The 20,992-nt window shown below is 68.1% G+C and carries 15 protein-coding genes and 1 pseudogene; 3 read left to right on the top strand and 13 right to left on the bottom strand.

Going from position 1 to position 20,992, the window contains the following annotated elements; genetic code table 11:
• Positions 1–164 precede the first annotated feature (164 nt).
• The 12 genes from LQ564_RS25200 to LQ564_RS25145 all read right to left on the bottom strand — a co-directional run bounded on the left by LQ564_RS25200 (position 165) and on the right by LQ564_RS25145 (position 14,350).
• On the bottom strand, positions 165–1,430 hold the full coding sequence (locus LQ564_RS25200; protein WP_231060876.1) for an EAL and HDOD domain-containing protein: 1,266 nt from the start codon (positions 1,428–1,430) through the stop codon (positions 165–167).
• 119 nt (positions 1,431–1,549) lie between these two features.
• Positions 1,550–2,776, bottom strand: a complete 1,227-nt coding sequence (locus tag LQ564_RS25195; RefSeq protein ID WP_231060875.1) for a 23S rRNA (adenine(2030)-N(6))-methyltransferase RlmJ — start codon at positions 2,774–2,776, stop codon at positions 1,550–1,552.
• A 152-nt stretch (positions 2,777–2,928) separates the two neighbouring features.
• A complete protein-coding gene (gene aceA, locus LQ564_RS25190) occupies positions 2,929–4,227 on the bottom strand; it encodes an isocitrate lyase (RefSeq protein WP_231060874.1) in 1,299 nt (432 codons plus the stop codon).
• Positions 4,228–4,480: 253 nt separating this feature from the next.
• Positions 4,481–4,882 (bottom strand): hypothetical protein, encoded by a 402-nt coding sequence (locus LQ564_RS25185; protein ID WP_231060873.1) that lies wholly within the window; start codon positions 4,880–4,882, stop codon positions 4,481–4,483.
• A gap of 57 nt (positions 4,883–4,939) precedes the next feature.
• Entirely contained in the window at positions 4,940–5,323 is a 384-nt protein-coding gene (locus LQ564_RS25180; protein ID WP_231060872.1) for an MBL fold metallo-hydrolase, read from the bottom strand.
• A 91-nt stretch (positions 5,324–5,414) separates the two neighbouring features.
• Complete coding sequence (clpB, locus tag LQ564_RS25175) at positions 5,415–8,024, bottom strand: ATP-dependent chaperone ClpB (protein WP_231060871.1); 2,610 nt, start codon at positions 8,022–8,024, stop codon at positions 5,415–5,417.
• Between the two features lie 87 nt (positions 8,025–8,111).
• Complete coding sequence (yiaA, locus tag LQ564_RS25170) at positions 8,112–8,546, bottom strand: inner membrane protein YiaA (RefSeq protein ID WP_231060870.1); 435 nt, start codon at positions 8,544–8,546, stop codon at positions 8,112–8,114.
• A gap of 94 nt (positions 8,547–8,640) precedes the next feature.
• Positions 8,641–9,015, bottom strand: coding sequence for a fluoride efflux transporter CrcB (gene crcB / locus LQ564_RS25165; protein ID WP_231060869.1), 375 nt, complete (start codon positions 9,013–9,015; stop codon positions 8,641–8,643).
• Positions 9,012–9,536, bottom strand: a complete 525-nt coding sequence (gene moaE, locus LQ564_RS25160) for a molybdopterin synthase catalytic subunit MoaE (protein WP_231060868.1) — start codon at positions 9,534–9,536, stop codon at positions 9,012–9,014. Before moaE ends, crcB begins: the two co-directional genes overlap by 4 nt.
• Entirely contained in the window at positions 9,533–12,166 is a 2,634-nt protein-coding gene (locus LQ564_RS25155; protein WP_231060867.1) for a DUF349 domain-containing protein, read from the bottom strand. Before LQ564_RS25155 ends, moaE begins: the two co-directional genes overlap by 4 nt.
• Positions 12,167–12,266: 100 nt before the next feature.
• Positions 12,267–12,869, bottom strand: a complete 603-nt coding sequence (locus LQ564_RS25150; RefSeq protein ID WP_231060866.1) for a hypothetical protein — start codon at positions 12,867–12,869, stop codon at positions 12,267–12,269.
• 266 nt (positions 12,870–13,135) lie between these two features.
• A complete protein-coding gene (locus tag LQ564_RS25145) occupies positions 13,136–14,350 on the bottom strand; it encodes a winged helix-turn-helix domain-containing protein (protein WP_231060865.1) in 1,215 nt (404 codons plus the stop codon).
• A 112-nt stretch (positions 14,351–14,462) separates the two neighbouring features.
• Between LQ564_RS25145 and LQ564_RS25140 the strand changes: the two genes are divergently transcribed.
• From LQ564_RS25140 to LQ564_RS25130, 3 genes are all read left to right on the top strand, one after another.
• Entirely contained in the window at positions 14,463–15,722 is a 1,260-nt protein-coding gene (locus tag LQ564_RS25140; RefSeq protein ID WP_231060864.1) for an exonuclease SbcCD subunit D C-terminal domain-containing protein, read from the top strand.
• Positions 15,719–19,486, top strand: coding sequence for an AAA family ATPase (locus LQ564_RS25135; RefSeq protein WP_231060863.1), 3,768 nt, complete (start codon positions 15,719–15,721; stop codon positions 19,484–19,486). Before LQ564_RS25140 ends, LQ564_RS25135 begins: the two co-directional genes overlap by 4 nt.
• 292 nt (positions 19,487–19,778) lie before the next feature.
• On the top strand, positions 19,779–20,645 hold the full coding sequence (locus LQ564_RS25130) for a DUF1287 domain-containing protein (protein WP_231060862.1): 867 nt from the start codon (positions 19,779–19,781) through the stop codon (positions 20,643–20,645).
• A gap of 54 nt (positions 20,646–20,699) precedes the next feature.
• Here the strand turns inward: LQ564_RS25130 and LQ564_RS25125 are convergent.
• A pseudogene (locus LQ564_RS25125) lies at positions 20,700–20,942 on the bottom strand (RNA-guided endonuclease InsQ/TnpB family protein); the annotation flags it as partial.
• Between the last annotated feature and the right edge of the window lie 50 nt (positions 20,943–20,992).

Genomic DNA, 20,992 nt, shown 5'->3' with positions numbered 1-20,992 from the left:
TACCCCATTTTTTTGAGCAGTCACTGGCTCGAGCGTTAGTGGTAAGCGAGGGAAATTGGATTCCGGCCTACGCCGGGAGTCATGGGCGCCAGTGGCGCGCATGACGGTCTCCAGGCTAACAAGAGAATTAAGCTAACGATAAACGACGCAATCCGGCAGAGGATTTACCGCCCCTCGTGCGTCAACTCCCTCACCCAATCAAACGCCGCCAGTTCCAGCTCGCGCATCTGCTTGACGCTGAGCCCCAGCTTGCGCAGCGCCTCCGCCAGCTGGCATCCGCCCTCGGCCGCCTCCAGCAACTCGACCACGCGCAGCATGGTCCCGAACTCCCCTTCCCGGTGCAGCAGCGCCGCGCGCACGTCGTGGGCGATCTCGACGTTGTCGAGGATGTCCGCCATCGGGATCGAGAACAGCGCGTCGGCCAGCGACATGATGCCCACCGTGAACGCCCGGTCCGCGCTGGCGGCGTCGTTCGGGCGGCGCGCCAGGGTCATAAGTTCGAGCAGCTTGCCGCGGGTGGTGGCCAGTTGCAGCAGCGGCGAGGCCAGTTCGACGCCGCCGGCCGTGGTGTAGAGCAGGATCTGCAGCCAGCGCTGCAGCTGGCGCCGCCCGAGCTGGTCGAGGGCTTGCGCCAGCGACTCGATGCGCGGGCCGGGTCCCGGGCGGGTATTCACCAGGCGCAGCAGGTTCAGGCTGATCAGGGCGTCGCGCTTGACCGCCGTTTCGATCACCTGGGCGTCGGCATCCGAACTCACCAGCTCCAGCAGGCGCAACACCGCCATCTCGGACGGCGTGATCTTCTTGCCCGACAAAATGACCGGACGCGCAAAGTAATAGCCCTGGAAATATTCGAAACCCAGGTCCATGCACTGCCGGAATTCATCGAGGGTCTCGACCTTTTCCGCCAGCAGTTTCTTGCCCGTCGCTTTCAAGGATGCGACCAGCTCCCGCAGCTCGTCGCGCGGCACCAGCTTGATGTCGACCTTGATCACGTCCACCAGGCCGACCAGCCGGTCGAGCTCGGGCGAATGCTCGACCACGTCGTCGACCGCGAACTTGAATCCGAGCTCCTTCAGCTCCGCGACACGCGCCAATAGCGCCTGAGTCGGCTTGACGGTTTCCAGGATTTCGAGGATAACTTTATGTGGCGGCAGGAAGCGCACGAAGTCGCTCATCAGGACGACTTCGTCGACGTTGACGAAGGCTAATTGCTCGCCCACCACCTGCTCCATGCCGAGCTGGGATGCATGCGAGATGACCGCCGCCGTCGCCGCCGCGTTGTCGGTCAGCTTGGCGTCGTCGTCCTCACCGGCCGCGCGGAACAGCAGCTCGAATGCCACGAGATGCTGGTCCCGCCCGAGGATGGGCTGGCGCGCGAGGAAGAAATCGTTGGTCGGCACGGATGCCGCTGCCGTTGCTTCGGCATGCATCTGGAAACTCCTGGGAAACTGTTGCGGCATGCACGAGCGTGCCAGGCAGGCGCACAGGCCTGCCTCGAAGACTATACTACAAAAACGCTAACCTTAGCATTTTTGCATCGAATCGCGCCTCAGCGCTTGCCGCCTCCGCCCGAGCGCGGACCGCCCTGGCGCGGGCCCGCCGGACGTGGACTGCCGGTACGGGCCGGGCGGCTATCAGCTGCGGCTGGCCGCGCGCTGCGTGCGCCGCCGTCCTGAGCGCCGCCCTGCGGCTTGGCGCCGGCGCTGCCGTCCGGATGCCAGGCACGGCGCGGTTTCGCGGGCGCCGCGGCCGGTTTTTCCTTGTCTTCCTCACGCACCATGCTCTGGCCCGGCAGGCGCAGGCTGCCCTTGCCGGAAAGCGGGCTGGCGCGGCGCGCATTGCCCACCGGCGCACGTGGACCGGCGCCGGTCTCGCGCAGTCCGGCCGCGCCGGTGATCTGGGTGCCGGTCTCGATCGTGAAGCGCGCGCCACTGTCCTTGCCCAACACCTGCACCAGGTAGGGCATGGTCTCGCGCAGCATGGGTTCCAGGGTATAGGGCGGATTCAGGATGAACATGCCGCTGCTGTGCAGGCCGATGCCGTCCGGACCCGGGGTCGAGACCGTCAGCGTGACGTTCAGCCACTCCTTGGCCGGCAGGCGCTTGAGCTTGTCGGGGAACTGGCGCGATTCCATGCGTTGCAGCACCGGATACCAGACCGCGTACATGCCGCTCGGGAAACGGCCCAGGGCCTCATTCAGCGCGTCGCGCACCTTCTGGTAATCGTCCTTGACCTCGTACGGCGGGTCGACCAGCACCAGCGCGCGGCGCGACGGCGGCGGCAGCAATTTCTTGAGGCTCTGGAAGCCGTCGCCATGCTCGACGATCACGCGCTTGCCGCGCGCGCGCTCGCCCTGCTCGGCCCGGTGCGCCTCGGCCTTGCGCACGTTGTCGTTCAATATCTTGACATCGGCCGGGTGCAGCTCGAACAGGCGCAGGCGGTCCTCCAGGCGCGACATCTGGTCGGCCACATAGGGCGAACCCGGGTAGTAGCGCAGCTTGCCGCTCGGATTCATCGATTTCACCAGGTCGAGGTAGGGTTTCAACGCCTCCGGCACCTCGGTCGCGTTCCACAGCGGGCCGATGCCGGTGTCGTATTCCGACGTCTTGGTGGCCTGGAAGCTGTCCAGGGCATACACCCCGGCGCCCGAGTGGGTATCGATATAGGTGTAGGCGACGTCCTTCTGGTTCATGTACAGGTGCAGCTGAACCTGGACAAAGTGCTTGAGGACATCGGCGTGGTTACCCGCGTGGAAGGCGTGGCGGTAGCTCAACATAAAGGGAATTCCTGGGAAAAAGTCAGCGCCGCGTGCGGTGACGCGGCGAAATTGCCGCCATTATCCACTACATCCCGCCCACCATACGAAAAAAGCCGCAGGCCCTCGCGGGCGCTGCGGCAAATTCCAGAGGTGTGTAAAGCGGCTATTGTTTATGCGACCTTTTTCTCGTCGAAGAACTGCTCGTCTTCCGTCGACCCATGCAGCGCCGTCGTCGAGCTCTGGTTCTGCTGGATGGTCTGGGTCACCGCATCGAAATAGCCGGTGCCGACTTCGCGCTGGTGCTTGACGGCGGTGAAGCCCTTCTCCGCGGCCGCGAACTCGTTCTCCTGCAGCTCGACGAAAGCCGACATGCCGCGCCGCGCATAGCCGTGCGCCAGATTGAACATGCTGTAGTTCAGTGCGTGGAAGCCGGCCAGGGTGATGAACTGGAACTTGTAGCCCATCGCGCCCAGTTCTTTCTGGAATTTGGCGATGGTGGCGTCGTCGAGGTTCTTCTTCCAGTTGAAGGATGGCGAGCAGTTATACGCCAGCATCTTGCCGGGGAATTTCGCGTGGATCGCCTCGGCGAACTGCTTGGCGAAGTTCAGGTCCGGCTTGCCGGTCTCGCACCACACCAGGTCGGCGAAGGGCGCGTAGGCCAGGCCGCGCGAGATCGCCTGCTCGACGCCCGGTTTCACGCGATAGAAGCCCTCGACGGTGCGCTCGCCGGTACAGAACGGCTGGTCGATCGGGTCGACGTCCGAGGTCAGGAGGTCGGCCGCTTCCGCGTCGGTGCGGGCGATGACCAGGGTTGGCGTGCCCATCACGTCGGCGGCCAGGCGCGCGGCGTTCAGTTTCTCGACGGCTTCGCGCGACGGCACCAGCACCTTGCCGCCCATGTGGCCGCACTTCTTGACCGAGGCCAGCTGGTCCTCGAAGTGGACACCGGCCGCGCCCGCGTCGATCATCGCCTTCATCAGCTCGAAGGCGTTCAGCACGCCGCCGAAGCCGGCTTCGGCATCGGCCACGATCGGGGCGAAGTAATCGATGTCGTCCTTGCCTTCCGACCACTGGATCTGGTCGGCGCGCTGGAAGGTATTGTTAATGCGGCGCACGACTTGTGGCACCGAGTTGGCCGGATACAGCGATTGGTCTGGGTACATTTCACCAGCAACGTTGGCATCACCCGCCACCTGCCAGCCCGACAGGTAGATGGCCTTCAGGCCGGCCTTCACCTGCTGCATGGCCTGGTTGCCGGTCAGGGCGCCCAGCGCGTTGACATAGGGCTCGTTGTTGACCAGATCCCACAGCTTCTCGGCGCCGCGCTTGGCCAGCGTATGCTCGATCTGCACCGAGCCGCGCAGGCGCACCACGTCGGCGGCCGTGTAGTTGCGGGTGATTCCCGCCCAGCGCGGGTTGCTGTCCCAGTCTTGCTGGAGTTGGGCGATCTGTTGTTCACGCGTTGCCATGCTGTTCTCCTGGATGAAATACGACGATGAAATACGTGTTTGCAATCGAATCCGTTGAGATCATCATAATCCGGTTTGTGCGCAGCACAACAAGTCTTATATAAGACATCAAAACATTTTTAAACCCTTCAATTTCAAACACTTGCGATCCCGATTTCATGATGCGGCACGAGATTCCTTACGATGAGACGAGCGTGCACGAGTTGATTGCTGCGCATTCCGCAATGCGAAGGCAGCTTTTCGCCATGTGAAATCAGGGCCGTGCAGCAGGGGTGGTTTCGTAGTTCACCGGCATCCAGCGGTAGCCGTCATCATCGCGCCGAAGGTGCCCGATGCCCGGGAAGGCGATATGCGCCGCCGCCATCCACAGTTTTTCGCGCGCGGCCTGCGCAAGCAGCACACGCCGCACGCGCTCGGCGGCGCCGGGCGCGAAGGTGGCCGCTTCCTCGAAGGTGCGCAAGCGGCCGGCGGCCGCCCAGGAAGCCAGGGCCGCGCTGGCGCTGTCGAAGAAGCTGTGGAGGAACTCCGGCGCCGCGCGCAAGCGGGCCGGGTCGCGGATGTTGTCGAGCCAGTCGCCCAGCCGGGCAAGATCGGTGCTGGACAATGGCGCGGCGGTCAGAAAAGCGAACAATTCGTCGAAGCGCGGGCCTTGCATCGTCACTCCAGATGAGTTAACTCGACGATGCGTAAGACTTCGACAACGCGACTTGGTTCACCCAACGATCGCGAACACAGCCTTCGGAAACGCCTCGGCGCGCAGCCTGGCCGGTATCCGGCCGCAGCAGTCTCCGTACAGCGTGCCGGCGCCGGTGTCGACCAGGATGCGTTGCGCCCCGGTATCGATGAGGAAGGCATTGATCGAACCCTGCAGGGGCAAGCGCAGGGCTTCGCGCTCGAGGGCCGCGGCGATGGCGCCGGCACTGCTGCCGACCATCACGCTCTCGACCGGGAAGGGATGGGTGCCGTCGGACAGGGCGACGACGTCGAAGCTCCCCAGCTTCATGCTGTAGAAGCCGGGATTATCGGGTGCAGCCGTAGCCGCAGCGGCGGCGGACGCGGCGAGCCACAACAGCAGGGAGCAAACAAGACGCAGCATGGGCGGACCTCTCGCATTCGATGGTGGTCCGTCCATGCTGCGCCGGCGCCGGTCGGTGCGCCCCTGCCGGAAGGCCGGAGCGCCGGCAAGCTCACTTGGCCAGCTCGACCTGCGGCTCGCCGAACACCAGTTCGCCCCCGTGCACGCGCACCGGGATGGTGTCCTTCGGCCCGAACTTGCCGGCCAGGATCGCTTTCGACAGCGGATTCTCGATCTGCTGCTGGATCGCGCGCTTGAGCGGACGCGCGCCGTAGATCGGGTCGAAGCCGGCTTCCGCAATTTTCTGGAGGGCCGCGTCGTCGATGTCGAGCGCCATCTCCATCTTGGCCAGGCGCTGCTCCAGGCCTGCCAGCTGGATCTTGGCGATCGCGCCGATGTTCTTCTCGTCGAGCGCATGGAACACCACGATCTCGTCGATCCGGTTGATGAACTCGGGGCGGAAGTGGCCGCGCACCTCGGCCATCACGGCAAGCTTGACCACCGCCGGCTCGTCGGTGTCCATCGACTGGATCTTGTTCGAGCCCAGGTTCGAGGTCATCACGATCACCGTGTTCTTGAAGTCCACGGTGCGGCCCTGGCCGTCGGTCATGCGGCCGTCGTCGAGCGCCTGCAGCAGGACGTTGAACACGTCCGGGTGCGCCTTCTCGATCTCGTCCAGCAGGATCACGCTGTAGGGCTTGCGGCGCACGGCTTCCGTCAGGTAACCGCCCTCTTCATAGCCGACATAGCCGGGCGGCGCGCCGATCAGGCGGGCGACCGAATGCTTCTCCATGAACTCGCTCATGTCGATGCGGATCAGCGACTCCTCGGTGTCGAACAGGAAAGCGGCCAGCGCCTTGCACAGCTCGGTCTTGCCGACGCCGGTCGGGCCCAGGAACATGAAGGAACCGTAGGGCTTGTTCGGGTCCGACAGCCCGGCGCGCGAGCGGCGGATCGCATCCGACACCGCCTCGATCGCTTCAATCTGGCCCACCACGCGCTTGTGCAGCTCGTCCTCGATGTGCAGCAGCTTGTCGCGCTCGCCCTGCATCATGCGGGCGACCGGGATGCCGGTGGCGCGCGCCACCACTTCGGCGATTTCCTCGGCGCCGACCTGGGTGCGCAGCAGCCTGGGTTTGCCGGCCTCGCCGTCCGTCGCGTCCGCCGCTTCCTCGGCATGCTTGAGCTGGGCTTCCAGCTCCGGCAGGCGGCCGTAAGACAGCTCGGACATGCGGCTGTAGTCGCTCTGGCGCTTGGCTTCCTCGATCTGGTGGCGCACCCGCTCGATCTCTTCCTTGATGTGCGCGGTGCCCTGCACGGCCGCCTTTTCGGCCTTCAGGATTTCCTCGTAATCGTTGTACTCGCGCTCCAGGCGGGCGATCTCCTCGCCGATCAGCTCGAGGCGGCGCAGCGAGGCTTCGTCGGTTTCCTTGCGCACGGCTTCGCGTTCGATCTTCAGCTGGATCAGGCGGCGCTCCAGCTTGTCCATGACCTCCGGCTTGGAATCGATCTCGATCTTGATCTTCGAGGCCGCCTCGTCGATCAGGTCGATCGCCTTGTCCGGCAGGAAGCGGTCGCTGATGTAGCGATGCGACAGTTCCGCCGCGGCGATGATGGCCGGGTCGGTGATCTCGACCTTGTGGTGCAGCTCGTATTTTTCCTGCAGGCCGCGCAGGATGGCGATGGTCGCCTCCACGCTCGGCTCGTCGACCATGATCTTCTGGAAACGGCGCTCCAGCGCTGCATCCTTCTCTACGTACTTGCGGTACTCGTCGAGCGTGGTGGCGCCGACGCAGTGCAGCTCGCCGCGCGCCAGCGCGGGTTTCAGCATATTGCCGGCGTCCATCGCGCCTTCGGCCTTGCCGGCGCCGACCATGGTATGGATCTCGTCGATGAAGACGATGGTCTGGCCCTCGTCCTGGGCCAATTCCTTCAGCACGGATTTGAGGCGCTCCTCGAACTCGCCGCGGTACTTGGCGCCGGCCAGCAGGGCCGCCATGTCGAGCGAGAGCACGCGCTTGCCCTTGAGCGAATCGGGCACCTCGCCGTTCACGATGCGCTGGGCCAGGCCTTCGACGATGGCGGTCTTGCCGACTCCCGGCTCGCCGATCAGCACCGGATTGTTCTTCGAGCGGCGCTGCAGCACCTGGATCGCGCGCCGGATCTCGTCGTCGCGGCCGATCACCGGGTCGAGCTTGCCCATGCGGGCGCGCTCGGTCAGGTCGAGGGTGTATTTCTTCAGCGCTTCGCGCTGGCCCTCGGCGTCCTGAGAGTTCACCGATTCGCCGCCGCGCACGGCCGAAATCGCCGATTCCAGCGCCTTCTTCGCCAGGCCGTTCTCGCGCGCCAGGCGGCCGGCCTCGGACTTGTCCTCGACCAGCGCCAGCAGCACCATTTCGGACGAGAGGAACTGGTCGCCGCGCTTCTGCGACTCGCGGTCCGCGAGGTTCAGCAGGGCCACCAGTTCGCGCCCGACCTGGACGTCGCCGCCGGTGCCCGACACCTTGGGCAGGCGCTCGAGCGCGGTCCTGAGGGCGTTGCTCAGCCCGCCGACGTTGACGCCGGCGCGCTGCAGGAGGGAGCGGGCGCCGCCGTCGTCCTGGTTCAGCAGGGCGACGAGCAGGTGCACCGCCTCGATGTACTGGTTATCGTTACCGACCGCCAGGCTCTGGGCATCCGCCAGCGCTTCCTGGAGCTTGGTCGTCAGTTTGTCTTGCCGCATGGTCTTGCTCCCTAGTGGTGTACTTAACTGAGGAGCAAAATTGGGGTGGCAATGCACTTTTCAAGATGTGCAATGCTCAGCAGTGCGTTACGCAATCTCGGCTTTCGGCTCCACGTCCTTCAGGCTGGCCAGGTCACGCACGTTTTTCTGGACAGCAACGACTGCGAACAGGCTCAGGGTGAAGGACATGGCATAGAAACCTTTTTCGCTCGGCGCCAGGGTCGCGTTCCACAGGCCGACGGTCAGCAGCAGGATGGCGGCCAGCAGGGAGATCCAGCACAGGCCGACGTACATATTCGTCACCTGCAAGCCCTCGCTGCGGTCGCGCACGGTCTTTTGCAGCGACACAGCGGCGAACAGACCGTAGAGCAGCAGGGTCAGGTAGTAGCCCTTCTCGTTGAGCTGCATCTGGGCGTTCCACAGGCCGATCAGGTAAGCGCTGGCGCCGATCAGGAGTGCGCCCCAGGAAGCGCCGACGAAGGCGGCGGTCGGGCGCTGGGTCGTTTGCATGGTGGTGTGCATGGCGGGTCCTCGGGTAATTGAACGAGCCGCCAAGGTAGCATGGTCATGCCGCAGAACACTTGCGTAACAACATTGGTATCAGTAAGCGATACCTTCAGCCGCGCAGGGCGCGCCATGTCGCGAATCCGGCCGCGCAGCACAGCAGCGAACCGAACAGATGCAAGGCCGTATGCGCCAGTGCCCAGCCGATCTCGCCGCGTTGCATCAGCACGACCGATTCGCCGGAAAAACTGGAAAAGGTCGTCAAGCCACCGAGGAAGCCGGTGATGGCGAACAGGCGCCACTCGGGTGCCAGCCCCGGATTGCCACTGAAAAAGGCGAGCGCGAGGCCGACCAGGAAACCGCCGGCCAGGTTGGCCGCCAGGGTGCCGATCTGCACATAGGCATGCAGGCTGCCGAGCCAGATCCCGAGCCACCAGCGCAGCCAGGCGCCCAGCGCCGCCCCCGCCCCGACCGCGAGCCAGCTCAACGCGCGCGCCCCGGGACAGCTCCCTCGGCTTCCTTGGCTCCCTCGGCCCATTTGGCCTTGGCCGAATCGTCGCTGGCGCGGGCGTCGACCCAGCGCGCGCCCTCCGGTGTCTGTTCCTTCTTCCAGAACGGCGCGTCGGTTTTCAGGTAGTCCATGATGAACTCGCAGGCGGCGAAGGCTTCACCGCGGTGCGCCGAGGCGCAGGCCACCAGCACGATCTGGTCGAGCGGCTTCAAGGGGCCGACCCGGTGCAGGACGGTCACGCCGAACAGGTCCCAGCGCATGCGCGCCTGCAGCACGATGTCCGCCAGCGCCTTTTCCGTCATGCCGGGATAGTGTTCCAGCTCCATCTCGGATACCGCGGCGCCCTCGTTCAGGTCGCGCACGGTGCCGACGAAACTCACCACCGCGCCGACCCGGCCGTCGCCCTCGCGCAGGTCGGCGAGTTCCTGCGTCAGGTCGAAGTCGGCCTGCTGGACCCGGATCTGGGTCCGGGCTTCCGGTCTTGCCGGCGCATTCATCGTCCGTCCTTTGCCTGGCGCAGCAGCAATTGCTCGATGCGGGTCTCGGTACGGGCGTCGGCCAGGGCCGGCACGCCCAGCAGTTCGCGCAGGCCGCTCGGCTGGCCGCCCGGCTTCTGCCCGGACTTCAAGGAGCTCTGCAACACCTCGACCTGGAGTTTCAGGCGCTCGCGCGCGAACTCGGCGCCGCTGTCGATGCCGGCCGCGATCTCGAGGCGCAGCAGCTCGTGCAGCAGGCGCTCGCGGTTGGCTTCCAGTTGGCGTGCATACGTCTCGCGCCCGTCTTCCAGCGCCGCGAGGCCGGCGTCGAAGCGGCGCCGCAAGACTTCCTCATAGCCGCCTTCGAGCGGCAGCAGCGCATCCCAGCGCGCATGCCAGTCGGCCGGGTTGGTGTGGGCGTCGGGATTGACCAGCGCCGTTTCCAGCGCCTGGATCAGGCGCAGCTTGTCGCGCACGGCCCCGGCCAGCGCCATCCCGGCGGCGCGGCGCGCCACGTCGGCATGGTGCTGCACGGCGGCGATCGCCGCGTGGTAGCGCTTATCGATGCGCGCCTCATGGGCGCGCGGCACCGGGCCGATGGCCTGCCATTCGGCCGCCGCCTCGCGCAGCAGCTTGCCGGCGGTCGCGGGCGTCGCGTCCGGGGCCGCCGCTTCCAGGCGCGCCGACACGGCTTCCTTGGCGGCCTCGTGCGAACGGCGCTCGCTGTCGAGGGCGTGGGCGTGCTCCTTGCGCTCGGCGAACAGCGCGTCGCAGGCGGCGCGGAAACGCTGCCACAGCGCCTGCTCGGCCTTGCGCTCGAGCGGCACGGCGCGCGCATGTTCCTGCCAGCGCGCCTGCAGGCCGCGCAGGGCGTCGACCGCGTGGCGGTCGTGCGGGTCGAGCGCCAGCGCTTCTTCGATCAATTGTTCGCGCACGGCCATCTCGCCCTTGCGCTGCGCTTCCAGCGGACGCTGCAAGGTGTTCAGGGCATCGGAAAACAAGGCGTCGAGGCGCTTCTTGTCCTTGCGGTCGATCGCACCCAGGTGGCTCCAGGCGGTGCGCAGGCGCTGCACGGTGCCGGAGACATGTTTCCAGTCGGCGCTGCCGTCCGCCAGGCGCGCGATCTCGGCCTGCGCTTCCTCGACCAGGGCCTGGCCGCGCGCCGCATTCGCATGGCGCTCGTCGGCCAGGTGGCGAAAGTGGGCGGCGGCCGGCGCATAGGCCGCGCCGCAGGCGGCGTCGAAACGCTCCCACAGCGAGCGCGGCGCGGGGCCGGACAGGCTGTCGAGGGCTTTCCAGCGCTCGCGCATGCTGCCGACCTTCTTGGCCAGCTCGCTCATCGCCAGGTTCTGGGTCGGCAGGCTTTCCACCGACTTGATCAATTCCTCGCGCGAGACGTTGCCGCCCCAGCGCGCCCAGTCGGACAGGCGCTTCAGTTCGGCGCGCACATGGGCCAGGCGGTCGGCCTGGGCCTGGGTCAGGCGCATGCCCTTGTCCTTGCTTTCCTTCAGCGACTTGTCGAGTTCGGCGGCGGTGCCGAGCGAACCCTGCTGCAGCGCCGCTTCCATCGCATCGAGGCGGTCGAGGAAGTGCTGGTCGGCGCCCTTGTTGGGCTTTGCCGTCTTCGGCGTCTTCGATTCTGCGGGCTGGCCGTCCTGCGCCGCCGGCTTGTGCTCATGTTTCGGCTTGGTCGTTTCCTGCGGCAAGGTCGCCAGCAGCGCCTCGAAGCGGCGCTGCAGCTCGGCGCCGGCGGCATTGGCCGGTACGGCCGGCAGGCGGCTCCACTCCTTGCGGACGAGCTCGGGCTTGAGTTCGGCGGCGGGCTGGCCTTCCCACTGGCCCAGGGCCGCTTCGCGCGCGGCGAGCGCGGCGCGGTCCTGCTCGAGGGTCGCCAGGCTGGCGCTGAGGCGCGCGTGCTCGGTGGCGAATTCGGCCACCAGGGTGCGCGGCAGCGAAGCGTGGCCCTGAGCGACCAGGGCCGCGGCCTGCTCTTCCTGCAGGCCGGCCAGGCGCGCGGCGAAGGCGTCCGGATCGAGCCCGCTGGCATCGAGCTGGCGCAGCGCGGCCAGGCGGTCGATCATGGCGCGCTGCAATTGCACCTGGTCTTCCAGGCGCTTGCCCAGCTCGGCGCGGACGGCGTCGAACTCCGGCGCCAGTTCGGGCGCTTCGGTGACCGCCCATTTACGGTCGAGCTGGGCGACATGGTTCGGGGTCAGGAGTTCGTCGTTCAGCAGCGCCTGCGCGTGCGCCAGGGCTTCCTGCCCGCGCCGCAGTTCGGCTTCGTGGTGACGGATCGCGTCCAGGCGCGATTGCATCAGCTTGGCGACGCGGCGGTCCAGGTTGCGCATCGCCGCATGGACGCGCTCGAGCTGCGCGCGGCTGTGGACCAGTTCGGCCGCGGCCAGGCGCAGTTCGGAAAATTCGCAGGACAGGATGAAGGCGACGGCGGCGTCCTCGTCGCCATTCAGGTGCGTGAGCTGTTCGGCCTGCCGCTCGCGCGGGCCCGGTGCGCCGTCCGCGCCGTCACGGGCGGGCGTCTCGCCGCGCGCCGCGTTCCGGGCTGCAGCCGCCCCGTCCGCCGCGCCCGGCTGTTCGCCCGGAGCGCCGGCCGGCTTGTCGCCACCTTGCCGCTTGAAAAGGAATTCGAACATGATGAAATCGCACTTCCAAAACCCCCATCATAGCAAAGAACCACGGCGGGGCTTGCCCGGGGCGCCGCTTGTGCGGGAACCACACGGCAGCGCCCGGAGGCTAGTGTGCGGCAAGGTAGGCTCCTTGCGGCGACCCATGGTGCGGCGCCGCTGGAAAGGGGCCTTGTCTGGTGGAATGCCGGGCCATGGCCGCCGCCGGCATCGGCCCCGCCGGGCAGCCGCGGTTTTCGATGCGCCATGCCTCATGGGCCATCATCTGGTTGGCGATGGCGAACCAGACTTCACTCGGCACATGGGTGCGCGCCAGCGGAAACAGTTCGCGCTCCTCGCGCTCGAGACGCTGCAGCAACAGCGTGCAGCAGCGCTCGACGGCCTCGGCAAAGCCGGGATCCTGCAGCGCCGCGGCCGCATGGGCATCGGCGCGCGCTTCGATCGCGGCCAGGGTCAGCGCGTCGAGCTCGGCCAGCAAGGCCTGGACCGCGCCGGCGCGCCGCAAGGCCGGGATCACGAACCTGTCGAGCTTACGCCAGTGACAGTTATCGAAAGCCAAGCGCAAGGCGTCGCAGGCCAGTTCCAGCTGGCGCCGGCTGGGTTCGGCATAGCGCCGGCCGCCCGCCTGCCAGCGCTCGAGCAGCGCCTGCAGGCCGTGGCGGGCACTGGCTTGTTCAATCGATAAGGCGACCAGCGTATAGGTTGAAGTCAACAACGTCGTCTCCTCTCAGGATGGCTCCGCCAGCACGCGGCCTCGGCGGTGGCCGGGGCGCGATGGCTGGGGTGGCTTTTATCGGGACGGCGGCTTGGTATTGTTGGTCTTGCCAGCCGATGGGAACTCGTAGTGTAAAGACCTGTCTCGCATCGGGTTTGAGGTGGCGCAAACTCGACCGGGTGGACAATGGAGACTTTTCGGGGTGGCGATGTCCAAATATTTTCGGCCATCGCACACCAGCCCGTCTGGCGTGAGAACCGGTTTTACGACCCCAGCTTGGCGCGCAGCTGGGCGGCCAGCGCATCCGGCAAGGCATGGCTGATGCGCACGGTCGGGCAGCCATGCCAGCGCGCGCAGCGGTCGATGGCCGCGGCCACGTCGGCAACGAAGCGCTCGCTCAGGCGCACGCCTGGTTCCAGCACGATGCTGCGCACTTCGAACTCGCCCGCCTTGCGGTGCGCCTTGGCGTCGACCCGGCCGACCAGGGCGCCACGGCGCAGGATCGGCAAGGTGAAATAGCCGTACTGGCGCTTGGCCGCCGGCGTATAGCATTCGAGCCGGTAGTCGAAACCGAACAGTTCGAGCGCGCGGCGGCGGTCCCAGACGATCGGGTCGAAGGGCGACAGCAGGGTCGTCAGGCTCGGCCGCAGGTCGCCCATGGCGGCGCGTTGCGCCAATTCCGCATGGTCGGGGTGGATGTAGACCGGCTCGTCCCAGCCCTCGACGCGGGCGCGCAGCAGCAGACCCTCGTCGGCCAGCGCCGCCGGGTCCGGATGGGGCCGGCGCGTGCGGTGGTAGTCGGGAATCCAGGACGCCCGGGCCAGCCCGAGCGCGCGCACCGCCTGCAGCACGAAGCTGCGCCGCACTTCGCTCAACGGCGTGTGCTCGTCGCGCCAGGAAGGATGCACGCGTTCGGCCAGGTCGTAGATGCGCTGGAAATTGTGCCGCCGCGCAATCATCAGTTCGCCCGCGGTGAACAGCACCTCGAGGCTGCGTTTTTCCGGCTTCCACTCCCACCAGCCGCCGGCCTTGCCGTCGCTGCGCTCGAAATCCGACGAGCGCACCGGGCCGTTGTCGCGCACGTGCGCCAGCAGGGCCTGCACCTCGGCCGCGCGTTCGCGCATCCACGTCGCGGAATACTTCCAGCCCATCGCTTCCGGATCCAGCATCCGGTGGCGGTACAGGCCGTAATCCTCGATCGGCAGGAAGCAGGCCTCGTGCGCCCAGTACTCGAACAGGGCGCCTTCGGCCAGCAACTCGTCGAGCCAGGCCGGCTCGTAGTCGCCCAGCCGGCTCCACAGCACCAGGTAGGGACTGCGCGCCACCACGCTGATTGTGTCGATCTGCAACATGCCCATGCGGCGGATTGCCGCCAGCACATCGGCCTTGGCCGCGCGCCGCCGCGGCGGGCCCAGCATCTCCTGGGCCGCCAGATGGAGGGCGCGGGCGGCCGGCTTCGTCAGCTTGATTTCGCTCATGACATCATCGTAATAGCAAACCAATACTACTGTAAAAAAACACAGTCTTTTTCTGGGCGACACGGCAAGTCTGCGCTATAGTAAGCGCCGACCCCGACTTACTATTTTAACCATGCGGCTGCTCCATACTTCCGACTGGCACCTGGGCCAGACCCTGCACAACTTCGACCGGAGCCACGAGCATGCCTGCTTCCTGGACTGGCTGGTGGCGACGCTCGTGGCCGAGGACATCGACGTGCTGCTGATCGCCGGCGACATCTTCGACAACGCCAACCCGTCGGCCGCGGCGCACCGCCAGCTCTACCGTTTCCTGCAGCAGGCCAAGGCGAAGGTAGCGCATCTGCAGGTGGTCGTCATCGCCGGCAACCACGATTCGCCGGGCCGCCTGGAAGCGCCGACCCCGCTGCTGGAAGCGCATGGGACGGTCGTGGTCGGCAACGTCGCCCGCATGCCGGACGGCGCCATCGACCTGGAGCGCCTGCTGGTGCCGCTGCGCGACCGCGCCGGCAAAATCGCCGCCTGGTGCCTGGCGATTCCCTTCCTGCGCCCGGGCGACGTGCCGCGCGCCGTCGCCGGCGAAGAAGAAAAAGACGAAGGCGCGCTCGACCCCTACCTGCACGGCACCGCCCTGCTCTACCGGCAAGCCTTCGCGCTGGCGCAGTCGCGTTGTACGGGGAGTGAAGCCATCGTCGCGATGGGACATTGCCATATGGTGGACGGCCAGTCGTCCCAGGATTCCGAGCGCCGCATCGTGATCGGCGGCACCGAAGCGCTGCCGGCCACCATGTTCGACCCGCAAGTGGCCTACGTCGCCCTGGGCCACCTGCACCTGGCCCAGAAGGTCGGCGGCCACGAGCACCGGCGCTACTGCGGCAGTCCGCTGCCGCTGTCGTTTTCCGAAGTCGGCTACCAGCACCAGGTGCTGCGCATCGACCTCGACGGGCCGCAGGTCAGTACCGTGACCCCCATCCACGTGCCGCGCGCGGTCCAGCTGCTGCGCGTGCCGGCCCAGCCGGCGCCGCTGGCGGACGCCCTGGCGGCGCTGGAAGCGCTCGACCTGCCCGACGCCCCGCCCCACGCCCAGCCCTTCCTCGAAGTGCGCGTGCTGCTCGACGGCCCCGAACCGGGCCTGCGCGCCCAGGTCGAAGCCGCCCTGGCCGGCAAGCCGGTGCGCCTGGCCAAGATCGAGCCGACGCGCCGCCATGCGACCGCCGAACAGCCGGACCAGGCGCTGACGCTCGACCAGCTGGCCCAGCTGCAGCCGGACGACATCTTCCGGCGCCTGTGGGCCCAGCGCTACGGCGACGAGGCGCCGCCGGAGCAGCTCGCGGCCTTTGCCGAACTCACCCATGCGCTGGGAGACGGGGCATGAGGATCCTGCGCATCGCCGGCAAGAACCTGGCCTCGCTGGCGGGGGAATTCCAGGTCGACTTCGAAGCCGAACCGCTCGCTTCGAGCGGTCTGTTCGCCATCAGCGGGCCCACCGGCGCGGGCAAGAGCACCCTGCTCGACGCCCTCTGCCTGGCCCTGTACGACGCCACCCCGCGCCTGCTCAAGCGCGCCGGCAGCCAGCTGCCCGACGTCGGTGCGGACACCGTCTCGGCGCTCGACCCGCGCACCCTGCTGCGGCGCGGGGCGGCAGAGGCCTGGTCCGAAGTCGACTTCGCCGGCAACGACGACATCCGCTACCGCGCGCGCTGGAGCGTGCGGCGCGCCTACGGCAAGCCGGGCGGCGCCCTGCAGCCTTCGAAGATGACCTTGCACCGCCTGCCCGAACTCGATCCGCTGGGCGGCACCAAGACCGAGGTCGCGAACGAGATCGTGGCGCGCATCGGGCTCTCGTTCGAGCAGTTCACGCGCGCCGTGCTGCTGGCCCAGAACGAATTCTCGGCTTTCCTCAAAACCGACGAGAACGAACGCGGCGAGCTGCTCGAAACCCTGACCGGCACCACGATCTATTCCGAGATCTCGCGGCGCGCCTTCGAGCGCTACCGCGCCGAGCAGGAGCGCACCAGGATGCTCACCTCGCAGCTCGCCAGCCAGGCCCCGCTGCCGCAGGAAGAGCGCGAAAAGCTCGACCTCGAGCGCACCGGCGCCGAGCTGGCGCTGGAAGCCGCCGATGCGCGCCGCTCCGCGCTCGAGCAGGAACTGCGCTGGCACCAGGAAGCGGCCAAGCTGGCGGCCAGCGAAACCCAGGCCGCCGAAGCGCTGGCCGGCGCCGAGGCCGAGCAAGGCGCATCCGGCGAGCGGCGCCAGCGCCTGGCCACCCTCGATGCGGTGCAGCCGGCCCGTCCGCTGGTGGCCGACATCGTGCGCCTGGAACAAGAGCGCAAGGCCGCGGTCGACTCCAGCGCCAGGCTCGACGCCAATCTGGCGACGGCGGTCGAGGCGCGGCGCCAGGCCGTGCTCGACGTCGACGCGGCGCTGGCGGCCCTCGAGGCGTCCGAATCGGCCCTGCGCGGCGCTGCGCCCGGCCTGGACGCCGCCAAGGCCCTGGACGCGGCCATCGCCACCCAGGCGCCTGCCCATGCCCAGGCGGCAAACGCCCTCGAGGCCGCGCGCGGCGAGGCGCGCCAGGCGCGCGCCGTGCACGGCGCCAAATCGGCCGAGCTCGACACCGTGCGGCGCCAGCGCGATGCCGCGGCCGCCTGGCTAGGAGCCAATGCCCGCCTGGAACCGATGGCCGTCCAGTGGCCGCGCTGGGACAAGCTCCTGGCCCAGGCCGGGCAGCTGGTGGCGCAGGACGCTGCCGCGCGCGAAGCCCTGTCCATCGCCGGGCGCCAGGCGGCGCAAGCCGCCGAGGCGGAACAGGCTGCCACGCTCGCGCTGGCCAATGCCGGCGCCCGCCTGGAGGCGCAGGACGCGGCGCGCCGCGAGGCCCTGGCTGCGCTCGAGGCGATCGACCCGCAGGCCCTGGACCAGGAGCGCCAAGCCATGGAGGTGCGCCGTGAACGCCTGGCGGCCGCCGACAAGGCTTGGAGCGCCTTCGTCACCACGCGCCAGGAGCTGCGCGACGCCAGCGCCGAACTGGACCGCGTCGACACCGCGCGCGCCGGCGCCGCACGCCTGCTCGAGGAAGCACGCGGCGCCGCGCCGGCCATGTTCGGCGCCATGCAGCAGGCCGAGAAATCCCTGTCGGCCGCCGAACTGGCCTGCGCCGCCAATGTGGAAGAGTTGCGCGCCACCCTGGAAGACGACACGCCCTGCCCGGTCTGCGGCGCCCACGATCACCCCTACCGCGACGACGGCCGCCAGGACGTCCTGCGCGCCATGCTCGCTAACTTGCGGCGCGAAGTCGCGCGATGCCGCGGCCTGGTGCGCGACAACGAAGCTGCCCAGGCCGCACAGGCCGCCACCCTCGCGGCCACGGGCGACAGGCTGGCAGGGCTGCAGCGCGAGCGCGCGGGCCTGGCGCGCCTGGTCGAGGAACTGGAAGCCGAATGGAACGCCGAGCCGCTGGCGCGCGAAGCCCCGCTCGATGCCGAGCGCGCCGCCTGGTTCGCGCAGGCACGCGACGGCCTGCGCGAAGCGCTTGCAGCACTCGACACGCGCGGCGCTTCCCTGCGCCGCGCCGCCCAGGCGCGCGACGCCGCCCAGGCTGCCTACGACCGCACCCAGGCCGAACACGCGCGCCTGCGCCTGGCCTTCGACGCCGCACGGGAAGCCGGCACCCGCATGCAGTCCGAACTGCGCGCCCGCAGCTTCCAGCACGAGGCCGCCGCCGCCCAGCTGGCCGCGGTGCTGGCCGAGCTCGACCCGGTGCTGGCGGACGCCGTCGGCGACGCCTGGCAGGACGCCTGGCGCCGCGGCCCGGACGCCTGGCGCGGCGCGCGTGCCCAGGATGCCGCCCAGTGGCAGGAGCAGACCGCCCTGCACACCCGCGCCGCCGCCGCCGTCGCGACGCTGGAAGCCGAGGTGGCCGGCGCCAATGAACGCATCGCCCAGGCCGACCGGCACGGCGCCGGCGTCGCCGCCGAGTTCAAGCGCATCGACGAAGAGCTGGCCGCACGCCGGGCCGAGCGCGCCGCCCTGTGGCAGGGCCGGCCGGCAACGGACGTCGAGCAGGAACTCGCCGCCGGCGTCGCCGCCGCCCGCAACGCCGTCAATGCGCGCCAGGCCAGCATCAACGAAACCAACCAGCGCGAAGCCAGCGCCCGCACCGCGCTGGCCCAGCTGAACGAACACATCGCGGCGCTCGACAGTGCCGGCGCGCGCGCCGCGGCCGCGCTGGCCGACTGGCTGGAGGAATACCGGCGCCAGGGCGACGAGCCGGGCAGCGGCCTCGACCCGGTCACGGACGCCACCGAACTCGGCCGGCTGCTGGTGGTCGGCAGCGCCTGGCTGGCGCAGGAGCGCGCGGAACTCGCTGCGCTCGCCTCCCGCGTCGCCAGCGCCGCCACCGTGCTGGCCGAACGCCGCGCCCAGCGCGCGCTGCATGCCGAGGGCCGCCCAGAAAGCGGCCTGTCCGCCGAGGCCGTGGCCGCCGCGGTCGAGGCATTGACGAGCGAACGCCGCGAAGCCCACGACCGCGCCACCGAGCTGCGCATGCGCGCCGCCCAGGACGACACGCGGCGGGCGCAGGCCCAGGCCGCGATGGCGGACATCGAGCGCCAGCAGGCCGAGGAACGGCGCTGGGGCAAGCTGTCCGAGCTGATCGGCTCGCACGACGGCAAGCGCTTCCGCAACTACGCCCAGCAATTCACGCTCGACGTGCTGCTCGGCTACGCCAACGCCCACCTCGCCCAGCTGGCGCGGCGCTATCGCCTTGAGCGCGTCAGCAACGGCGGCGCCCCCTCGCTGGCGCTGATGGTGCGCGACCAGGACATGGGCGGCGAAGTGCGCTCCGTGAATTCCCTGTCCGGGGGCGAATCCTTCCTGGTCTCGCTGGCGCTGGCGCTGGGCCTGGCCTCGCTGTCCTCGAACCGCGTGCGGGTCGAGTCGCTGTTCATCGACGAAGGCTTCGGCTCGCTCGACAGCGAAACCCTGGGCGTGGCCATGGATGCCCTCGACGCGCTGCAATCGATGGGCCGCAAGGTCGGCGTCATCTCGCACGTGCAGGAAATGACCGAACGCATCGCCACCAAGGTGCTGGTGCGTCCGGGCGGGGGTGGCAGCAGCAGCGTGGTGGTCGAGTAAGTCGATGTTGCATCCGAGCCGTGCGAGCTGGCTGGCTTGCAGCGGTTAAATGGTCAAATGCGGTTGAGTTGGTCAACTGCGGTTGAGTTGGCTTATAGCGGTTAAGCTGGTCGGCAGCGACCGGCGTGGCTGGCGGTGGCCAAGCTATCCAGCAACGGCTACGGTGCCCGCTGTGCGAGCCTGGCGATAGCGCGAACAGGCGGTACGTGTCGCACTGAGGCACGGCTGTACTGATTCGCGCCAGATCGGATCGGCAATGCAAGCTTCACATGCAATGACAAGGAGACCAACGATGCGTCATCACTTCGCCGCGCTGCCCCATGCCATTCCACTTGGCGCCACGCGGCTTGCCATTGCCGGCCGCGCCGGCTTCCCTCGCTCCGCGACGCCCCGGATACGCGTTGCCACGCGGCGTGTCACGCTTGCCTGCACCGCCGTCCTGGGTGAAAGCCTGCTCTGCATCGGCCCGGCTACCGCTGCCGGCGCCAGCCCGCAGCAGGAAGTGGTCGCGGCCGCGAAGGAGCAGATCGGCGTCACCCTGCTGTACGACCCCAGCTACAAGAAGCTGGCCTATCCGCTGGGCGACGTCCCGGCCGAGCGCGGCGTCTGCACCGACGTCGTCATCCGGGCCTTGCGGCATATCGGCATCGACCTGCAGGAAAGAGTCTACCGCGACATGAAGGCGGCCTGGAAGGCCTATCCGTATCCGAACTGGGGTCTCAAGCGCCCTGATCCGAACATCGACCACCGCAGGGTGCCGAACCTGGCCGTCTTCTTTACCCGCCACGGCCAGGCCCTGCCAGCCAGCAAGGCTGCCAGCGACTATGCGCCCGGTGACATCGTGACCTGGACGGTGCCGCCCGGCGTGCCGCACATCGGCATCGTCGCCGACGTGCGCACGCCGCAAGGCGTCCCTCTCGTCATTCACCATATCGGCGCCGGCACGCAAATGGAAGACCGCCTGTTCGCCTGGCCAGTCACGGGCCACTATCGTTACCGTCCTTTCAAACTTACGCAAAGCTACCTGATACTACTTAAAGCTAGCCTTGCTGTTGAATTCCTGCTTCACGGGGGCAGGTTTCACCCTGTGCTCGCGCACAGGGCCAGCGCCTTCCCCTCCACAGGCCGACACGGTGGAACTCACCGCCATGTTTCTTAAATTGATCGCCGCATTCACGTCACGGTCATGCGCGACCCCGCAAGCGTCGCAACTCCAGTGCCGCTGCGCCAGGGTCAGCGTCTCGATCTTGACGCCGCAGCACGAACAGGTCTTGCTGCTCGGGTACCAACGGTCAATCACGACGACCTGCCCACCACGCCGTTCCGCCTTGTACTCCAGCTGACGGCGAAACTCGCCAAAGCCCATGTCGGCAATGGCTCGCGACAGGCAATGGTTGCCCAGCATTCCCTTCACGTTCAGATCCTCGATGCCGATCGTGTGGAAGCGTCGCGTGATGCTCGTCGATGCCTGGTGTAAATCGTTCGAGCGAATATTCCTGACCCGCG

Source organism: Massilia phyllostachyos (assembly GCF_021044825.1).
In the GTDB taxonomy this organism is placed as follows: domain Bacteria; phylum Pseudomonadota; class Gammaproteobacteria; order Burkholderiales; family Burkholderiaceae_D; genus Telluria; species Telluria phyllostachyos.
The sequence above is the reverse complement of the archived record's forward strand: the minus strand, read 5'-3'. Positions and strand labels throughout refer to the sequence as shown.

What these genes read in the sequence shown, in the direction of transcription:
- clpB (WP_231060871.1), bottom strand. Translation starts at nt 8,024, where the DNA reads ATGCGGCAAGACAAACTGACGACCAAGCTCCAGGAAGCGCTGGCGGAT.
- LQ564_RS25195 (WP_231060875.1), bottom strand. Translation starts at nt 2,776, where the DNA reads ATGTTGAGCTACCGCCACGCCTTCCACGCGGGTAACCACGCCGATGTC.
- LQ564_RS25185 (WP_231060873.1), bottom strand. Translation starts at nt 4,882, where the DNA reads ATGCAAGGCCCGCGCTTCGACGAATTGTTCGCTTTTCTGACCGCCGCG.
- LQ564_RS25200 (WP_231060876.1), bottom strand. Translation starts at nt 1,430, where the DNA reads ATGCATGCCGAAGCAACGGCAGCGGCATCCGTGCCGACCAACGATTTC.
- LQ564_RS25155 (WP_231060867.1), bottom strand. Translation starts at nt 12,166, where the DNA reads ATGTTCGAATTCCTTTTCAAGCGGCAAGGTGGCGACAAGCCGGCCGGC.
- LQ564_RS25135 (WP_231060863.1), top strand. Translation starts at nt 15,719, where the DNA reads ATGAGGATCCTGCGCATCGCCGGCAAGAACCTGGCCTCGCTGGCGGGG.
- aceA (WP_231060874.1), bottom strand. Translation starts at nt 4,227, where the DNA reads ATGGCAACGCGTGAACAACAGATCGCCCAACTCCAGCAAGACTGGGAC.
- LQ564_RS25180 (WP_231060872.1), bottom strand. Translation starts at nt 5,323, where the DNA reads ATGCTGCGTCTTGTTTGCTCCCTGCTGTTGTGGCTCGCCGCGTCCGCC.
- yiaA (WP_231060870.1), bottom strand. Translation starts at nt 8,546, where the DNA reads ATGCACACCACCATGCAAACGACCCAGCGCCCGACCGCCGCCTTCGTC.
- LQ564_RS25145 (WP_231060865.1), bottom strand. Translation starts at nt 14,350, where the DNA reads ATGAGCGAAATCAAGCTGACGAAGCCGGCCGCCCGCGCCCTCCATCTG.
- LQ564_RS25140 (WP_231060864.1), top strand. Translation starts at nt 14,463, where the DNA reads ATGCGGCTGCTCCATACTTCCGACTGGCACCTGGGCCAGACCCTGCAC.
- LQ564_RS25130 (WP_231060862.1), top strand. Translation starts at nt 19,779, where the DNA reads ATGCGTCATCACTTCGCCGCGCTGCCCCATGCCATTCCACTTGGCGCC.
- moaE (WP_231060868.1), bottom strand. Translation starts at nt 9,536, where the DNA reads ATGAATGCGCCGGCAAGACCGGAAGCCCGGACCCAGATCCGGGTCCAG.